Source organism: Achromobacter xylosoxidans, from assembly GCF_002192695.1.
Taxonomy (GTDB): Bacteria; Pseudomonadota; Gammaproteobacteria; order Burkholderiales; family Burkholderiaceae_B; genus Achromobacter; species Achromobacter xylosoxidans_C.
The window spans coordinates 72,279-87,108 of sequence record NZ_MTLG01000008.1 but is presented as its reverse complement, the minus strand read 5'-3'; the positions used below and the strand labels follow the sequence as shown (position 1 = coordinate 87,108).

15 protein-coding genes are annotated in these 14,830 nt (G+C 65.9%); 11 read left to right on the top strand and 4 right to left on the bottom strand.

Annotated elements, in window-relative coordinates:
* Positions 1-146: 146 nt before the first annotated feature.
* Entirely contained in the window at positions 147-374 is a 228-nt protein-coding gene (locus tag BRO63_RS02005; protein ID WP_088138308.1) for a hypothetical protein, read from the top strand.
* A gap of 60 nt (positions 375-434) precedes the next feature.
* On the opposite strand, the gene BRO63_RS02000 is transcribed toward BRO63_RS02005, so the two are convergent.
* Entirely contained in the window at positions 435-1,340 is a 906-nt protein-coding gene (locus BRO63_RS02000; RefSeq protein WP_088138307.1) for a LysR substrate-binding domain-containing protein, read from the bottom strand.
* A gap of 140 nt (positions 1,341-1,480) precedes the next feature.
* On the opposite strand from BRO63_RS02000, the gene BRO63_RS01995 reads away from it, so the two are divergent.
* From BRO63_RS01995 to BRO63_RS01985, 3 genes are all read left to right on the top strand, one after another.
* Positions 1,481-2,470 (top strand): Bug family tripartite tricarboxylate transporter substrate binding protein, encoded by a 990-nt coding sequence (locus BRO63_RS01995; protein WP_088138306.1) that lies wholly within the window; start codon positions 1,481-1,483, stop codon positions 2,468-2,470.
* Positions 2,471-2,535: 65 nt separating this feature from the next.
* The gene (locus tag BRO63_RS01990; protein WP_088138305.1) at positions 2,536-3,816 is read left to right on the top strand and encodes a hypothetical protein; all 1,281 of its coding nucleotides are present in this window, start codon (positions 2,536-2,538) and stop codon (positions 3,814-3,816) included.
* A 181-nt stretch (positions 3,817-3,997) separates the two neighbouring features.
* Positions 3,998-5,869, top strand: coding sequence for a PhoX family protein (locus tag BRO63_RS01985; RefSeq protein ID WP_088138304.1), 1,872 nt, complete (start codon positions 3,998-4,000; stop codon positions 5,867-5,869).
* An 82-nt stretch (positions 5,870-5,951) separates the two neighbouring features.
* Here the strand turns inward: BRO63_RS01985 and BRO63_RS01980 are convergent, their stop codons facing one another.
* The 3 genes from BRO63_RS01980 to BRO63_RS01970 form a co-directional block, all read right to left on the bottom strand.
* Positions 5,952-7,157, bottom strand: a complete 1,206-nt coding sequence (locus tag BRO63_RS01980) for a porin (RefSeq protein ID WP_088138303.1) — start codon at positions 7,155-7,157, stop codon at positions 5,952-5,954.
* Between the two features lie 125 nt (positions 7,158-7,282).
* Positions 7,283-8,788, bottom strand: a complete 1,506-nt coding sequence (locus tag BRO63_RS01975; protein WP_088138302.1) for a sodium:solute symporter family protein — start codon at positions 8,786-8,788, stop codon at positions 7,283-7,285.
* Positions 8,785-9,066 (bottom strand): DUF3311 domain-containing protein, encoded by a 282-nt coding sequence (locus tag BRO63_RS01970; protein WP_088138301.1) that lies wholly within the window; start codon positions 9,064-9,066, stop codon positions 8,785-8,787. Before BRO63_RS01970 ends, BRO63_RS01975 begins: the two co-directional genes overlap by 4 nt.
* 234 nt (positions 9,067-9,300) lie before the next feature.
* Between BRO63_RS01970 and BRO63_RS01965 the strand changes: the two genes are divergently transcribed.
* The 7 genes from BRO63_RS01965 to BRO63_RS01935 all read left to right on the top strand — a co-directional run bounded on the left by BRO63_RS01965 (position 9,301) and on the right by BRO63_RS01935 (position 14,778).
* Positions 9,301-9,837, top strand: a complete 537-nt coding sequence (locus BRO63_RS01965) for a helix-turn-helix domain-containing protein (protein ID WP_088138300.1) — start codon at positions 9,301-9,303, stop codon at positions 9,835-9,837.
* An 81-nt stretch (positions 9,838-9,918) separates the two neighbouring features.
* Entirely contained in the window at positions 9,919-10,416 is a 498-nt protein-coding gene (locus BRO63_RS01960; RefSeq protein WP_088138299.1) for a VOC family protein, read from the top strand.
* Positions 10,417-10,458: 42 nt separating this feature from the next.
* A complete protein-coding gene (locus BRO63_RS01955) occupies positions 10,459-10,878 on the top strand; it encodes a RidA family protein (protein ID WP_088138298.1) in 420 nt (139 codons plus the stop codon).
* Positions 10,875-11,813: a dihydrodipicolinate synthase family protein gene (locus BRO63_RS01950; protein ID WP_088138297.1), complete on the top strand. Its 939-nt coding sequence runs from the start codon at positions 10,875-10,877 to the stop codon at positions 11,811-11,813. Before BRO63_RS01955 ends, BRO63_RS01950 begins: the two co-directional genes overlap by 4 nt.
* On the top strand, positions 11,810-13,015 hold the full coding sequence (locus BRO63_RS01945; RefSeq protein WP_218824080.1) for an NAD(P)/FAD-dependent oxidoreductase: 1,206 nt from the start codon (positions 11,810-11,812) through the stop codon (positions 13,013-13,015). The genes BRO63_RS01950 and BRO63_RS01945 overlap by 4 nt, the downstream gene beginning before the upstream one ends.
* Positions 13,008-13,301, top strand: a complete 294-nt coding sequence (locus BRO63_RS01940) for a (2Fe-2S)-binding protein (protein WP_088138296.1) — start codon at positions 13,008-13,010, stop codon at positions 13,299-13,301. Before BRO63_RS01945 ends, BRO63_RS01940 begins: the two co-directional genes overlap by 8 nt.
* Positions 13,291-14,778: an FAD-dependent oxidoreductase gene (locus BRO63_RS01935; protein ID WP_088138295.1), complete on the top strand. Its 1,488-nt coding sequence runs from the start codon at positions 13,291-13,293 to the stop codon at positions 14,776-14,778. The genes BRO63_RS01940 and BRO63_RS01935 overlap by 11 nt, the downstream gene beginning before the upstream one ends.
* Positions 14,779-14,830 lie beyond the last annotated feature (52 nt).

The window sequence follows — 14,830 nt, the reverse complement described above, 5'->3', positions numbered from 1 at the left end:
CTGGAAATTATAAGGTTCGGGCTGCTGCAACAGCCCCTTGCAAACGTGACAGGCATTCCTGCTCCAGGACCCGCGCGCCGTCCTAAGATGGAACTGGCAACCAGGCGCGTCGCCATCCTGGGACGCCCGCAAGCGGAGCAGACATCATGTTGAAAACCGCCCCCGATCCGCAGGCGGCCAAGACCGCCGAAACGGAACAAACCGTCGCCGTCGACCCGCGCAAAGGCACCGAAATCCTGCCGATGGCGGACCACAGCAAGGAGGTCGCCGGCATGCCGCGGCGCGGACGCGCCATCGCGGAACCCGGCGAGCCCGGCATCATCACCCCCGAAGACGACGTGCTGGACACTTCCTACGAAAACCGCAAGAGCTGAGTCCGCGCCCCACGCGATGGCGAGATGATACGCGAGCCCCGGGCGCGGTCCGCGCGGCGCTCAGGCCGCGCCCGGCTGCGCCTGGAATCCGCGCGCCAGGATCTCCACGAAGGCCTCCGTCACCGACGACGGCGCAGTCTGCGCGGGATAGGCCATGCTGACCCGGACCGGCAGGCGCGGCGTGAACGGCCGTATCGCCAAGCGGTCGGCGAACACGGCCGCGATATAGGGATTGACCACGCCCAGGCCGCTGCCGGCGGCGGCCAGCGCGCAGATGGTGGACGAATAGGTGGTCTCGATTTCCGAGGCGGGCTGCGCCCGATGTTCCTGCATGGCGCCGCGCAGCTGCAGATAGACGTCGTCATCGGCGTTCAACACCAATAGGCGGCGCCCGTCCAGGTCCATGATGTCGACGGACGACTGCGCGGCCAGCGGATGGTCCGGCCGCATCACGCAGACCGCCGCGCTTTCATGCAAGCCCTGCATTTCCAGCTGCGCGCCATCCATGGGCGCCGTGGTCACCACCAGGTCGTAGGTACCGTGCAGCAGCCCTTCCCGCAAATACTGGCTGCCCACGGTCTGCATGTTGATGTGGACCTCGGGATAGCGCTGCGCGAAGGTCTCGATCGCGCCGGGCAGCACGCCCAGGCCCAGCGCCGGCGTGCAGGCCAGCCGCAGCACGCCGCTGCCGCTGCGCCGCATGGCCGCGACGCGGTCCTCGATGCGTTCCAGGCCCACGAAATGCCGCTGCACGGTGTCGAACAAATCCTTGGCCTCGCGCGTGGGCCGCAAGCGTCCGCGCTCCATGTCGAACAGCTTCAGGCCGCTGGCCTGCTGCACCTGCGCCAGCAGCCGGCTGACCGAGGGCTGGGTGGTGCGCAGCATCTGCGCCGCGCCGGTGGTGGTGCCGGCCAGCATGACCGCGTGGAAGGCTTCGATCTGGCGGAAATTCAGGGGTCGGCTCATGGCGGGGCAATGTATAGCAAACTTGCATAGCCTATGTTGAAAAAAGAATTTTTTCAAATACCTGCCGGCTCCTACACTGGTTTTCCCAAGGGCGCCGTCAGATGCGCCCCCGCGCTACCCAACCTTCCAGGGGAAACCATATGAACCTCCGCCGCTCCTGGCGCCAACTCCTGCAAACGCTGTGCCTGGGCCTGACGGCCGCCACGCTGCCGCTGGCCGCGCACGCGCAAGCCAACTATCCCGACCGGCCGGTGCGCATCATCGTGCCCTTCACTGCGGGCGGCAGCTCCGACATCCAGGGCCGGCTGCTGGCCGAGCACCTGGGCAAGCTCTACGGCCAGTCGGTCGTGGTGGAAAACCGTCCCGGCGCCGGCGGCCATATCGGCGGCAAGTTCGTCGCCGACTCCGGGCCCGACGGCTACACCCTGCTGCTCGGCTCCATCGGTCTGCACGCCACCTACGGGGTCTACAAGAACCTCAACTACCAGCCGGCCCGCGATCTGAAGCTGATCACCATCGTGGCCGAGATGCCGCATGTGGTGGTGGCCAACCCCGGGCTGGAAGCCAACACCCTGGCCGAACTCACCGCCCTGGCCAAGGCCAAGCCGGAAACCCTGCACTTCGGCTCGGCCGGCGTGGGTTCCTCCGTGCACATGGTGGGCGAGCTCTACAAGATGGCCGCGCAGGCGCCCATCGTGCACATCCCCTATCGCGGCAGCTCCGCCGCCACCAACGACCTGCTGGGCGGCCAGATCCAGCTGCTGTTCGAGAACGTGCCCACCACCATCGGCTACATCCAGGCCAAGAAACTGAAAGCGCTGGCCATCACCGGCGCCACCCGTTCGCCCGCCCTGCCCGACGTGCCCACCGCCGCCGAGGCCGGCCTGCCTGGCCTGACGGTGACCTCGTGGACCACGCTGGCGGCCAGCAAGGACGTGCCGGACGCGCTGATCGAGAAGATCAGCGCCGACCTGCGCCGCATCTACGCCGACCCGGCGTTCCGCGAAGGCCTGGAGCGCCTGGGCATGACCCCGGTGGGCAACAGCCCCGCCGAGGCGCGCGCCTTCGTCGAACGCGAGCGCGCCCGCTGGAACAAGGTCATCGAGACCGAACACATCACCGCGGGCTGAACGCCTGCCCGGGGCGGCGCCTGCGCCGCCCTTTTTTTTCCGACCTTATCCCTGCTCCGCCATCCATGAACCGCATGCTCGCCACGCCCATCCCCTGCCGCCGCCTGGGCGCCACCCCGCAGCACCATTTCTTCGGCTACTACAACAAGACCGTCTGGCACCGCGACGGCCGCTATCTGCTGGCCAACCGCACGCCGTTCAAGGACGCGCGCCTCACGCCCGAGCTGAGCGCCGAGGTCGGTTACTTCGACCTGCAGGACGGCGACCGCTACCACGCCGTGGGCAGCACCACGGCCTGGAACTGGCAGATGGGCTGCCAACTGCAGTGGCTGGACGGCGAAGCCGAGCCGCAGATGATCTACAACTGCCGCCGCGACGACGGCAGCGGCTTCTATCCGGGCTTCCATTCCGCGGTCCATAACGTCGCCACCGGCCAGACGCGCCACCTGCCGCTGCCCATCTACGTCGCCGCGCCCAACAGCCGCTATGCGCTCTGCGTGGATTACCGCCGCCTCTACATCACGCACGAGACCATCGGCTACAGCGAACACGCGCCCGGCCCCGTGGACTACGCCCCGGCCGACGACGGCATCCACAGCATGGATCTGGCCAGCGGCGCGCACCGCCTGCTGGTCAGCTACGCCGACCTGCGCAACTTCCATCCGCGCGACTCGATGGAACGCGCCATCCACTGGGTCAGCCACATCGAGATCAATCCTTCGTCCTCCCGCATCCTGTTCCTGCACCGCTGGACCGAACGCGTCAAGGACGAGACCTGCTTCCTGCACCGGCTGATCACCATGAACGCCGACGGCAGCGACATGCGCCTGCTGGAATGTTCCGACCATCCGCTGCCGCAACTGGCCGACGACTTCGATCCCAGCGCGGTCGGCACCTTCGACTACGAGAAATCCGAATACCAGATCTCGCATCCGCTGTGGCGCGACGACCAGACCATCATCGTGTGGGGCCCGCATGACGGCAGCATCCACTACCACCTCTACCGCGACGCGCCCGGCGGCGCGGTCCAGGTCGTGGGCGACGGCGTGCTGACCGAGAACGGCCACATGACCTACTCGCCGGTGAACACGCGCTGGCTGCTGAGCGACACCTATCCGGACTCGACCACGCACGAGCGCATCCTGTTCCTCTACGACATGCAGACCGGCCTGCGCCACTCGCTGGGCAGCTTCTACGCCGATCCCCATCTGTCCAAGGAAAACCGCTGCGACCTGCATCCGCGCTGGAGCCGCGACGGCACGCAGGTCTGCATCGACTCCGTGCATGAAGGCGAACGGCAGATGTATGTGCTGGACGTCACGCCCATCGTCGGACCGCGCGGGTAAGCCGCACTCAGCCGCCGCCTCGGCCTTGCGTCCAACCGCAACTCAGCCAGGCGGCGGACTACTCCTCCCACCGCAAGGACTTCACACTATCGTCACCCCTTTGTAACGACCGACCTTTAATCTCGCTTGCGTTTTGCTTACAGATAACTGAGCGACCCGTTCGCGACACTATGAGGTTGGAATGTCCTACTTGACTGATAAATTGCGCGCCCCCTATCGCGAAGCCCAGGGCGAAGTCACCGTGCCCGGGCAGATGTTCGACGAGATCGTCGCCGCGAATCCCCAGCGCCGCACTTTGCTGAAGAACAGCTTCGGCCTGTCAATGTTGTCCGTGTTCGGCGCATCGACCCTGCTGACCGCCTGTGGCGGCAGCGACGATGACGACGACGATACCTCCGGCAACGAACCGGGCGAAGGCGGCACCAAGCCGCCCCCCGGCCCGGACTACTCCGTCACGTTCACCCCGTTGGCCGACAAGATCGTCGCCGACACCGTCACCGTACCCGCGGGCTACGTGGCCGAAGTGCTCTACTCCGCCGGCGACAAGTGCATGATCGGCTCGGTGGGCTACGCCGGCGTGCCGCAATCCTATCCCGCCACCGAAACCCAATCCGGCGGCCAGCACGACGGCATGCATTTCTATGCCCTGCCCGGCGTGGACCCCAACCAGGGCGGCCTGCTGGTGCTGAACCACGAAGCGCTGGACGACGAGACCCTGGACCAGAGCGTCGAAGGCGTGAAGACCCGCCTGTCCAACGTCGGCGTGTCCGTCGTCGAAATCGCCCGCGGCGCCAACGGCGCCTGGACCGTCAAGACCGACTCCCGCTACAACAAGCGCTACACCGGCAACACCGTCTACAACGTCAGCGGCCCGGCCAAGGCCGTGGTCGGCGACACCGTCGTCGGCACGCTGAACAACTGTTCCAGCGGCGACACGCCCTGGGGCACCTACCTGACCTGCGAAGAAACGCTCAACAACTACCACTACAAGACTGGCGACGCCGGCAAGCCGGCCGATGAGGGCTACGGCTGGGTGGTGGAGATCGATCCGCAGAATCCGGACTCGACCGCCGTCAAGCGCACCGCGATGGGCCGCTTCAGCCACGAGAACACGGCCTTCATGCTGGACGCCAACAACCGCGTCGCCTTCTACATGGGCGACGACACCACGCCGGGTTGCATCTACAAGTTCGTGCCCACCAAGCCCTATGACCCGGCCAACCGCGCCGCCAACATGGGCCTGCTGGACGAAGGCACGCTGTACGCCGCGCGCTTCAACGACGACGGCAGCGGCAACTGGATCGAACTGACGGTGGGCAAGAACAACCTGACCGCCGGCGCCACCGATCCGGGCAACTTCACCCAGGTCGCCAGCGGCACCGTGATCACCGGCAAGCTCGTCAACTTCAACACGCAGGCCGACGTGCTGGTCAACACCGGAGCCGCCGCCCGCGTCGCCGGCGCCACGCTGATGGACCGCCCCGAGTGGATCACGGTGGGCGTGGACAAGACCCTGTACTGCACGCTGACCAACAACGGCAGCCGCAAGCGCACCAGCGCCGCCAATCCGCGCGTCAGCAACTCGCACGGCCACATCATCCGCTGGCACGAGCGCGGCGACTCGCCCCTGGCCACCACCTTCGAGTGGGACCTGCTGCTGCTGGCCGGCCGCGACAAGGCCGACGGCGTGGCCGCCAACCTGACCGGCAACGTCAACGGCGACACCTTCTCCAGCCCCGATGGCATCCGCGTCGACCCCAAGGGCCGCCTGTGGGTCCAGACCGACGCCGGCACCAGCGCCTCGACCACCGACTTCTTCGGCAACAACTCGATGTACTACATCGACCAGAAGACCGGCGAATCCAAGCGCTTCCTGGTCGGCCCGCTGGGCTGCGAAATCACCGGCATCGCCTACACGCCGGACCTGACCACGTTCTTCATCAACATCCAGCATCCGGACAAAGCCTGGAACGCCCTGCGCGCAGGCGGCGGCGACGCCCGCTCCGCGACGGTGGTGGTGCGGCGTGTTGATGGGAAGCCGGTGGGCGCGTAAGCGTTGCGGCGTCGGACGCCGCCCGGCGGGACACGCCGGGCGGCGCTGCAAGATGATGGCCTGGCCTCGCGGCCATGCACCGTCAGAACCGGTGGCTGAAGCCCATCGTCACCAGCGTTTGCCTGCTGGATCCCGAATCGGCGCCAGCGCCAGGGATTTCCGCGATCGCGGACCGTCCGACGACCGCGCCGCCCGCGCCCAGCACGGGCGCGATGCCATCCCCGCCCGCCTTTTGCAGAATGACCGCGCTGTATAGCTCGGTCCTCTTCGACAGGGTATAGCTGGCGCCCAGATTGACCTGATGGAACTTCGGCTTCAGTTTTTGGTAGTCCGCGCGGCCGGCGTTGTAGATGTACGCCACGCCAAAGGAAAGCGCCGGGGTGAACCGGTAGCTTGTCATCACTTCATAGCTGTCCATCGTGAAGTCGCCGCCATTGCCGGCGCCGGGAAACCCGTTCACGACGAAGTACTGGCTGTTCCTGAGCAGCGTGCGCGCATAGGTGAAACCGACAGTCGCCGCGCCGAACTGGTAGGACGCCCCCACGCCGAGCACCTTCATCGCATCGGCATCCTGCAAACCCACATACTGACCCAGCGCGCCGACGTAGTTGCCGTTGGATTCGTACACGCCCCCGGTGCCATTGGCGCGGGTGGCGGGCGGATGAATGTCCAGATAGCCCACCGCCATCGCGAGAGGCCCGTTCGCATACGAGCCGGCCAATGCCCATGAGCGGTTCGCGGCAAAGTCGCCCGTCTTACCGCCGAAGCTGTACATGCTGTGCAAACGCAGGCCGTTGGCGTTCGGGCTCACGTACTTCACGGCATTGTTGATCCGGATCGACTGATTCAGGTTGTTCAGGTCGCCGAAGTGCGAACCATAGCCCGTCGCGAAGTTGTTGCTGGACGGGAACATGCCGACCGTATCCGACACGGGATCGTATTGTCGTCCGAGCGTCAGGGCGCCATAGCGTTCGCTGGAGAAGCCGACATAGGCCTGGCGGCCGAACAGCAAGCCCCCCTGGCCGAGCTTGCCGTTCTGCAGATTGAAGCCGTTCTCCAGGACAAACACGGTGGACACGCCGTCGCCCAGATCCTCGCGGCCGCGCAAGCCGAAACGGTTGCAGCCCTGCGGACCGCAGATGTCGGTGTGGATGGAGCTGCCTTTGCCGCCGCCGCTGACATAGGTAAGGCCGGAGTCAAGCATGCCGTACAGCTCGACGCTGCTCTGGGCCGCAAAGGCCTGCGGGGCGGCAACCAGCAGGGACAGGAACAAGCCGATCTTCTTCATGAATAGCTCTCAAACGGGATGGACAGGGGCGCACAAGGCCGCACCCGGCCGCATGGCGGCCGGATGGACAGGCATCGATTACTTGAAGGGAAGCAGCCTCCAACCTCAGGAGGCTGCTTTCGGTGCTAGGGCCGCTGGTCGCGCAGGGAGACCGAGGGCGACAGCGGGCCGGGATACACGCCGACCGCGATCGCGGCGGGCCTGGGAGCCGGGGTCAAAAGGCTGACCACGACCACCGCCGCGGCATTGATCGCCATCGCAATGAGGCCAGGCTCCCACTCAGGCGCAACGGCTTCCCAGTACTGCGATGCGAACGGCGCAAGCAGCGCCACGAACCCCGCAGCCAACCCGGCCAGCACGCCTGCCGCAGTGGTGCGTTTCCAGAGGAAGCCGAGGAACACCGGCGGCGCCAGCATGCCTATCGCGGCGTAGGCATTCAGCAGGATCCGCACCAGCGAGCTGCCCTGATGGATGGACAGGAACGCCGCAATCAAGGCAAAGCAGATCAGCGACACACGCGACAGGCGCAATGACATGGCCTCCGGCATTCCTTTCCAGAACGGCTGCACGATGTTGCGCGTGAAGATGGTGCCCGCCGACAGCAGGAGCAGCGAACCGGGCACCAGCGCCAGCAAGAAGCCCGTGCCCGCCACCAGCCCGACCACCCACGAGGGATAGGACGTCGCGACGAATTGCAGCAGCGCGGCATTCAGGTTGTTGCCTGGCGGCTGCGTCCCGGCGAGCAAGGCCGCGAATCCCAACAGAATGATGAAAAAGTAGGCCAGCGAGTACAGCGGCTGCCAGATGGCGTTGCGCCGGATCACGGTGGCGCTGTGCGCCGAATAGCACATCTGGAAAAGATGCGGAAAGACCCAGTTGCCCAGCGCGATGTTCAGCGCGGAAGTCATGAGCCAGACCGAAGTCGTCGGCGAAGCCGGATCGATGCCAGGAAACTTGCCGATTCCCGGATAGGCGGCTTCTGCCATGTCGAAAATATCCAGCAGCGAGGCGGCGCCGACCGTGCCCGCCACGGTGGCGCTGAGCACCACCACGACCACGATCATCAACACGTCCTTGACGCCCGCGGCAAACGCCGCCGAGCGCATGCCGGCCGCGAACACGAACGCGATCATCAGCGCGGCTGCAGCCAGGGTCGCCGTCACGGTCGAAACACCGCCGCCCAGCGTCAACTGCACCACCAGCCCGAGGCTGATGAGCTGGATCTGCACATAGATGACCAGCGAGGCGATGCCTATCACCCCTGTCAAGACGCCCAACCACGGCGCGCCATAGCGCGCGGCGAAGTAGTCGGCTTGCGTGACAAAGCCGCCGGCCCGGCCGGCGCGCCAAATCTTGGGCATCAGCCAGTAGCCCAGCGCGTAGCTCAACGACACCGAACAAAAGGCCAGATACGCGGGCGCGCCCAGCGCCCATGCGTAGCCCGAGATGCCCAGCACCGCGAAGGTGGTGTAGACCTCTCCCGCGTTCATGAACCAGAAGATCAGCGTTCCCAGGCTACGGCCGCCGACCGCCCACTCCGCAAGCGTCTTGCCGCGCTTGGCCCGCCGGCCATAGCCCAGCGCACCGGCGAGCGTCGCGAGCAGGATGACGAATACGATCCCCAGCGTCATGGGTGGCTCCCGTTCTGCGCGGCGGTCGCCGCCAGGAAAGCCGCTTCCTCGTCCTCGACGCCGGCCAGCCGGTCCAGCCGGAACACCACGCCGATCACGATGCTGGCCAGCACGATTCCGGCCATCTGCCAGGCCATCGGGAACGGCAAGGCCAGCGGCCGGTATGCCACCTCGTTCACCAGCGGAGCGAGCGCCGCCTGCCAGATGAAAGGAAGGATGAGCAGCCATCGATGCAGCTGCCGCCCAGGCCGGCGAGCCGGTTGAACCAGATTTTCCATTATGGACTCACGTAAAGTTTAACTGCACGATCTGAGGCTTTTTTGTAAAGCCACACTGCACAGAAATTCTACGCAAATCCACCCAGCAAGGCGCACTAGTGTTTACCACTACTCTACAATTTTCTATTTTCGAGGAAACACGTCTATCTTTGCTGTAAACTAAATCCATACAAGCAAACAAGAAATGTGCACTACCATTGCACACCAAGATTCAGCAGATACGGAATAGGCAACATGATTGGTGAACGCTTGAAAGAGCTGAGGACGGCACGCAACCTGTCGCTGCGCGATCTGGCAGCCCAGGCTGGGGTATCCGCAACCCTGCTGAGCCAGGTGGAGCGCTCGATCACCGACCCCAGCCTCGAAACCATCCGCCGCCTGGCCGCGGTGTTTGGCGAATCCATCACTTCGCTCTTTGCGGAACCCAGCGCGCCTTCGGTCTGGATAAGCCGTCCTGGCAACCGCACGAAATTGACAGCCCCGGCGGGACAGGTCGGCTATGAACGGCTGACCGCCGGCCAAGGCGATCTGGAAGTGCTGCGGGCGGTGCTCGAACCCGGGCAGGTGTCCGCGGACGAACCCCGCGGGCACCCCTCGACCGAATGCGTCTACGTCATCCACGGCGAACTGATCGCACAGATCGCTGGCGTGGACTACCTGGTCGCCAGCGGCGAGAGCATCTCGTTCGATGCCAGGCTTGCGCACCGCTACCGCAACGACTCCACCGCAACGACCGAAATCCTGCTTTCCATCACCCCTCCCAGCCCCTAGCCGGGTTCCGACTACGCAGGTTCCATACGCCGTCACGCCCCGGCGCGACGGCGCTCGCCCCGCCATTCATGGAGCAACGCCGTGCAGAACAATCCCTTGGGAATTTCTCGTATCGACCACGTGTCCTGGACCGTCGAAAAACTCGATCCGGTGGTCACGTTCTATGAGCGCGTTTTCGGCGCGCGGGTGCTGTACCGGCTCGGTCCGGTCCATGCCACGCAACTACCGGGCGCCGCGGATGGACGCGACTGGACCGAGGCGCATCTGGGTGTCAAGGGCGCCGGGCTCGAACTTGCCATGCTGGTACTGCCCGGCGGCGCCAGGATAGAGATATTCGAGTACGAAAAGACTCCCGGCCAAACCGGCGGCCCCGCCTCCTGCGACCGGGTGGGCAGCTACCACCTCAGCATCGAGGTACAGGATCTGGACGCCGCGGCGCAAGTGCTGCGCGACAACGGATGCACGGTCTTCGAACGCATCGCCTTCTCAGACGGGCCCACGTCGGGTTCGCAATTCCAGCGCTTTCTGGACCCCTGGCGGAACATCTTCGAACTTGCAGCCCATGCCCGTCCGGCCTGAACAGGCCGCAGTCTCTCTTGCACACCCTTGGAGCATCGCATCATGACACGCATCGCCATCAATCCGGACTCCCTGTACGCGAGCCTGCCGTTCGGCTTCTCGCATGCCACTGAACAGCGTAGCGCGCGCAGCCTGCACCTGGCTGGCCAGGTCGCGTGGGACAAGGATCGCAACCTGATCGGCGCGGGCGACGTAGTCGCGCAAGCACGCCAGGCGCTGGACAACCTCAAGCAGGTGCTGGCCGCCGCCGGCGCCACGCCGGCCGACGTGCTGCGCCTGCGCACCTACGTGGTCAACCACAAGCCCGAAAACCTGGGACCGATATGCGCGGAAATCAGCGCCTTCTATGGCGACGCGATACCCGGGGCCAACACCTTCATCGGCGTTCAGGCCTTGGCCCTGCCTGAATTCCTCATCGAAATCGAAGCCGACGCGGCACTGGATCAAGGAACTTCTGCATGAACCGCAACGACATCAACTGGACCGGGTACATCCCCGCCATCACCACGCCCTTCAAGCGCGATGGCGAGCTGGACTGGACAGCCCTGCCCCAACAACTCGAGTGGCATGTGCAGGAACGCATGCACGGCGTGATTCTTGCCGGGACCTCGGGAGAATGGTTCAGCATGAACGAAGCGGAACGCGCGCTGCTGTTTCAGGAATCAAGCCGCGCGATCAATGGCCGCATCACTGTCCTGGGCGGCTGCAATGCCTACACCGCCGCGGAAGCCATCCAGCATGCGCGCGCCGCGCAACGCGCGGGGCTGGACGGCATCATCCTGACGCCGCCCCCCTATATCGTGCCCAGCCGCAGGGAACTCGTGCAGTTCTACCAGGACGTCTCCGACGCCACCGACATCCCCATCTGCATCTACAACTGGCCGCGCGGCTGCGTCGTCGACATGGACGTGGATCTTCTGGACGAGCTGGCCGATATCGACCATGTGGTCGCCATCAAGAACTCCACGCCCGACTTCGGCATGTTCCTGAAGGGCGCGTATCAATTGGGCCACAAGGTCCGCTACTTCAACATGCCTACCTCGGCGTTGGGCGCCGACCTGTCCGCGCTGGGCGTGGCCGACGGCCTGATGGGCGCAGGCGGCGTGCTGGGCTCGGATCACCCTGACTTCTGGCGCTGCATAGCGGCCGGCGACAAGCATCGTGCGGTCGAGTTGGGCGAGCGCGACCGGGTCATCATGGGGGCCTGGTTCAACAAGGATTTCGCCGGCAATTTCGGCAGCGCCCAGGCCATACTCAAGACGGCGCTGCGGCTGCGCGGCGTGCCTGCGGGGTATGTCCGCCGCCCCTTGCTGGAACTGACCGAGGCCGAAGTCTGCCAGGTCCGCGCCACGCTGGAAGGCCTGGGCATCGCAACGGTGCCGCTGGAACAACCGTGACATCTGCCGCTCAACCGGATGCGGATGCCGATCTGCGTGTCTCCACGCTCGTCATAGGCGGCGGACTGCTCGGCTGCGCGATCGCCTATTACCTGGCCCGGGCGGGCGTCGACGTGCTGCTGGCGGAAAAAAGCCAGGTCAACAGCCAGGCGTCGGGCCGCAATGCCGGCAGCCTTCATTTCCAGCTTGAGTACCGCATGATCGAGCATGGCCTGGAGAGCGCGCGCAAGGCCGCCGAAGCCCTTCCCCTGCACCTGCACGCCCAGCGCGCCTGGAGCAGCCTCGCCGCCGAACTGCAGGACGATCTCGGCGTGGTCCAGCATGGCGGCCTGATGGTGGCCGAAACCGGCGAACAAGTGGAACGGCTGGAGCAGAAGGTCACCCTCGAGCAAGCCGCCGGCTTGCAGATCGAGCTGCTCGATCGCGACGCAGTGCGGAGCCGCGCTCCCTATCTGAGTCCATCCATCCTGGCGGCGGCTTTCTGCCCTGGCGAAGGCAAGGCCGACCCGAGGCGCAGCGCCTTGGCCTACGCCAGGGCCGCCGCGCGCCTGGGCGCGCGCATCCGCAGCGCAACCGGCGTGCGCTCGCTGCAACGCGACGGACGGACCTGGCGCATCGCGCTGGACGGCGGCATATCCTGCCAGGCCGACAACGTGGTGCTTGCCGCAGGCGTATGGTCGGGCCGGATCGCGCAAATGGCGGGCGTGACGCTGCCAGTGAGCGCCGTCGGCCTGACCATGGCCGCCACCGCGCGAGCCCAGCCGTTCATCAAGCACCTGATCCAGCATGCGGGGCGGCGCCTCTCCATGAAGCAGACGCCCGAAGGCAATGTGCTCATCGGCGGCGGCTGGCCCGCCGCGCTGCCCCAGAGGGCAGGCATTCTCGACCTCGAGCGCCAGCCGGAACTGTTGCTGCCCTCGCTGGCCGGCAACCTGGCCGCCGCCACGGCCGTGGTACCCGCCGTCGGAGAACTGCCGGTGCTGCGCGTCTGGACCGGCGCCACCGCACTGGTCAGCGACCAGTTGCCTCTCATCGGCGCGGTGCCCAAGGCCGCCGGCCTGTTCATCGCCACGGGCGGATCGGCCTTCACCTTGGGCCCTACCTATGCGCAAATCCTGGCCGACGACATACTCGGCCGGCCCAGGACGTTCGACGCATCTCCCTACGACCCCAACCGCTTCGGGAGCCTGACCTTTGCCTGACGCCACACGACTGCAGGACCGGGTTGCCAGACCCGCCCGGATCCGCATCTACATCAACGACCGCGAGAGCTCGGCCTATCCCGGGGAGACCGTCGCCACCGCCCTGTTGGCGGCCGGCGTCTCGGTCTTCCGCCGCAGCCACGGCCACGCGGCGCACGCCCCCGTCTGCAACATGGGTGTCTGCTTCGAATGCCTGGTCACCATCGACGGCTGCCGGTCGGTACGCAGCTGCATGACCTTGATAACGGAAGATATGCGCATCGAGGTTTCTTCGAATGTTGAATAGTGCCAACCAGAACACCGCCGAGCAGGCAGATACGCGGTTTGATCTCATCATTGTGGGAGCCGGACCCGCAGGCCTGTCAGCGGCATTGACCGCGGCTGACCACGGACTACGCGTCGTCGTGATCGACGAACAACACGACATCGGCGGCCAGATTTTCAGACAGGCGCCCAGCACCTTCCAAAGCGAGCCCAGCAGCGCCTTCAAAAGCTATCCCTTCGGCCGGCAGCTGCTTGAACAGGCACGGCAATCGACGCAGATCCAATGGCGCTTCGGCAGCACCGCCTGGGGCGTCTTCCGCACGCCGGGCCACCCCGGCGTAAGGATCGGCATCAACCGCGGCAAGCACGCCGCAATGATCGACGGCGCCGCGCTGTTGATCGCCACCGGCGCCTACGACCTGCCCGTGGCCTTCCCCGGCTGGACCCTGCCGGGCGTCATGTCCGCCGGCGGCGTGCAGACCTTGATGAAGAGCCAGTTTCTTCGGCCTGGAAAGCGTTTTGTTCTGGCAGGCTCCCATCCCTTGCTGCTGCTGGTCGCGGATCTTCTGGTCGAGTCCGGAGCGGAAGTCGCAGAGGTCGCGATTGCGCGGCCGAAACCCGCGTTGGCCGAAATGCTGTCGTCCTGGCGGGCAGTGCCTGGACACCTCAACCTGTTCCGGCAGGCTGCCGGCGCACTGCGCAACCTGCGACGGCATCGGGTCCCGATACGCTTTGGCACGCTGCTGACGCGGGCCACGGGAAAGGAGGCGGTGGAACACGTTGTGCTGAACGACGCCACACCGCAATGGGAGCCCATTGCAGGCACCGAACGCACGTTGCCAGCCGACATCCTGGTCACGGGCTATGGGCTGCTCGCCTCCACCGAACTGGCTCGGCAGGCCGGTTGCGCAAGCGTCTGGCGGCCAGCGCACGGCGGCTGGATCGTATCGCACGATGAACGCATGCGAACCAGCCAGCCGCGGATTTTCGTGGCGGGAGAACCTGCTGGCGTCGGTGGTGCCGAAATGGCTGCCATCGAAGGGCGCATCGCCGCCTTGCAGGCCGTGCTCGATCTGCGCGGCGACGCGCCCGACCAAGTCATCCAGGCATCACTGCGCCTGGAAGACGACGCGCGCCGCAAGGCAAGCCGCTTCAGCGAAACCGTGCTTCGGTTCTTCGAACCAAGGCTGGATGCCCTGGCAAAACTCGCCACGCCGGAAACCACCATCTGCCGCTGCGAGGAAGTCACAGCCGGCGCCGTACAGTCATTCCTGGACGACAACCCGCACGTCAGCGACGTCAACAGCGTCAAGCTCGCCTGCCGCACGGGGATGGGTTTCTGCCAGGGACGCTACTGCCAACATACCGTTTCCCATCTGCTGGCTGCGACGCGCCGGGTCGACATCAGCGTGCTAGGCTCCTTTACCGCGCGCGCCCCGGTCAAGCCGGTGCCAGCGGCCGCGCTCGCCAGCCTGCATGAGCGCCCCCCCCTGCCGTGAGGACCGAATGCTCGTCCGACGCTATTGAATGCCCCCTCTTACCCCCAGCGGC

Excerpts from the sequence above, each read along its gene's own strand:
- BRO63_RS01995 (WP_088138306.1), top strand. The coding sequence starts at position 1,481 with ATGAACCTCCGCCGCTCCTGGCGCCAACTCCTGCAAACGCTGTGCCTG.
- BRO63_RS01970 (WP_088138301.1), bottom strand. The coding sequence starts at position 9,066 with ATGGAAAATCTGGTTCAACCGGCTCGCCGGCCTGGGCGGCAGCTGCAT.
- BRO63_RS01985 (WP_088138304.1), top strand. The coding sequence starts at position 3,998 with ATGTCCTACTTGACTGATAAATTGCGCGCCCCCTATCGCGAAGCCCAG.
- BRO63_RS01975 (WP_088138302.1), bottom strand. The coding sequence starts at position 8,788 with ATGACGCTGGGGATCGTATTCGTCATCCTGCTCGCGACGCTCGCCGGT.
- BRO63_RS01935 (WP_088138295.1), top strand. The coding sequence starts at position 13,291 with ATGTTGAATAGTGCCAACCAGAACACCGCCGAGCAGGCAGATACGCGG.
- BRO63_RS02000 (WP_088138307.1), bottom strand. The coding sequence starts at position 1,340 with ATGAGCCGACCCCTGAATTTCCGCCAGATCGAAGCCTTCCACGCGGTC.
- BRO63_RS01965 (WP_088138300.1), top strand. The coding sequence starts at position 9,301 with ATGATTGGTGAACGCTTGAAAGAGCTGAGGACGGCACGCAACCTGTCG.
- BRO63_RS01950 (WP_088138297.1), top strand. The coding sequence starts at position 10,875 with ATGAACCGCAACGACATCAACTGGACCGGGTACATCCCCGCCATCACC.
- BRO63_RS01955 (WP_088138298.1), top strand. The coding sequence starts at position 10,459 with ATGACACGCATCGCCATCAATCCGGACTCCCTGTACGCGAGCCTGCCG.
- BRO63_RS02005 (WP_088138308.1), top strand. The coding sequence starts at position 147 with ATGTTGAAAACCGCCCCCGATCCGCAGGCGGCCAAGACCGCCGAAACG.
- BRO63_RS01990 (WP_088138305.1), top strand. The coding sequence starts at position 2,536 with ATGAACCGCATGCTCGCCACGCCCATCCCCTGCCGCCGCCTGGGCGCC.
- BRO63_RS01980 (WP_088138303.1), bottom strand. The coding sequence starts at position 7,157 with ATGAAGAAGATCGGCTTGTTCCTGTCCCTGCTGGTTGCCGCCCCGCAG.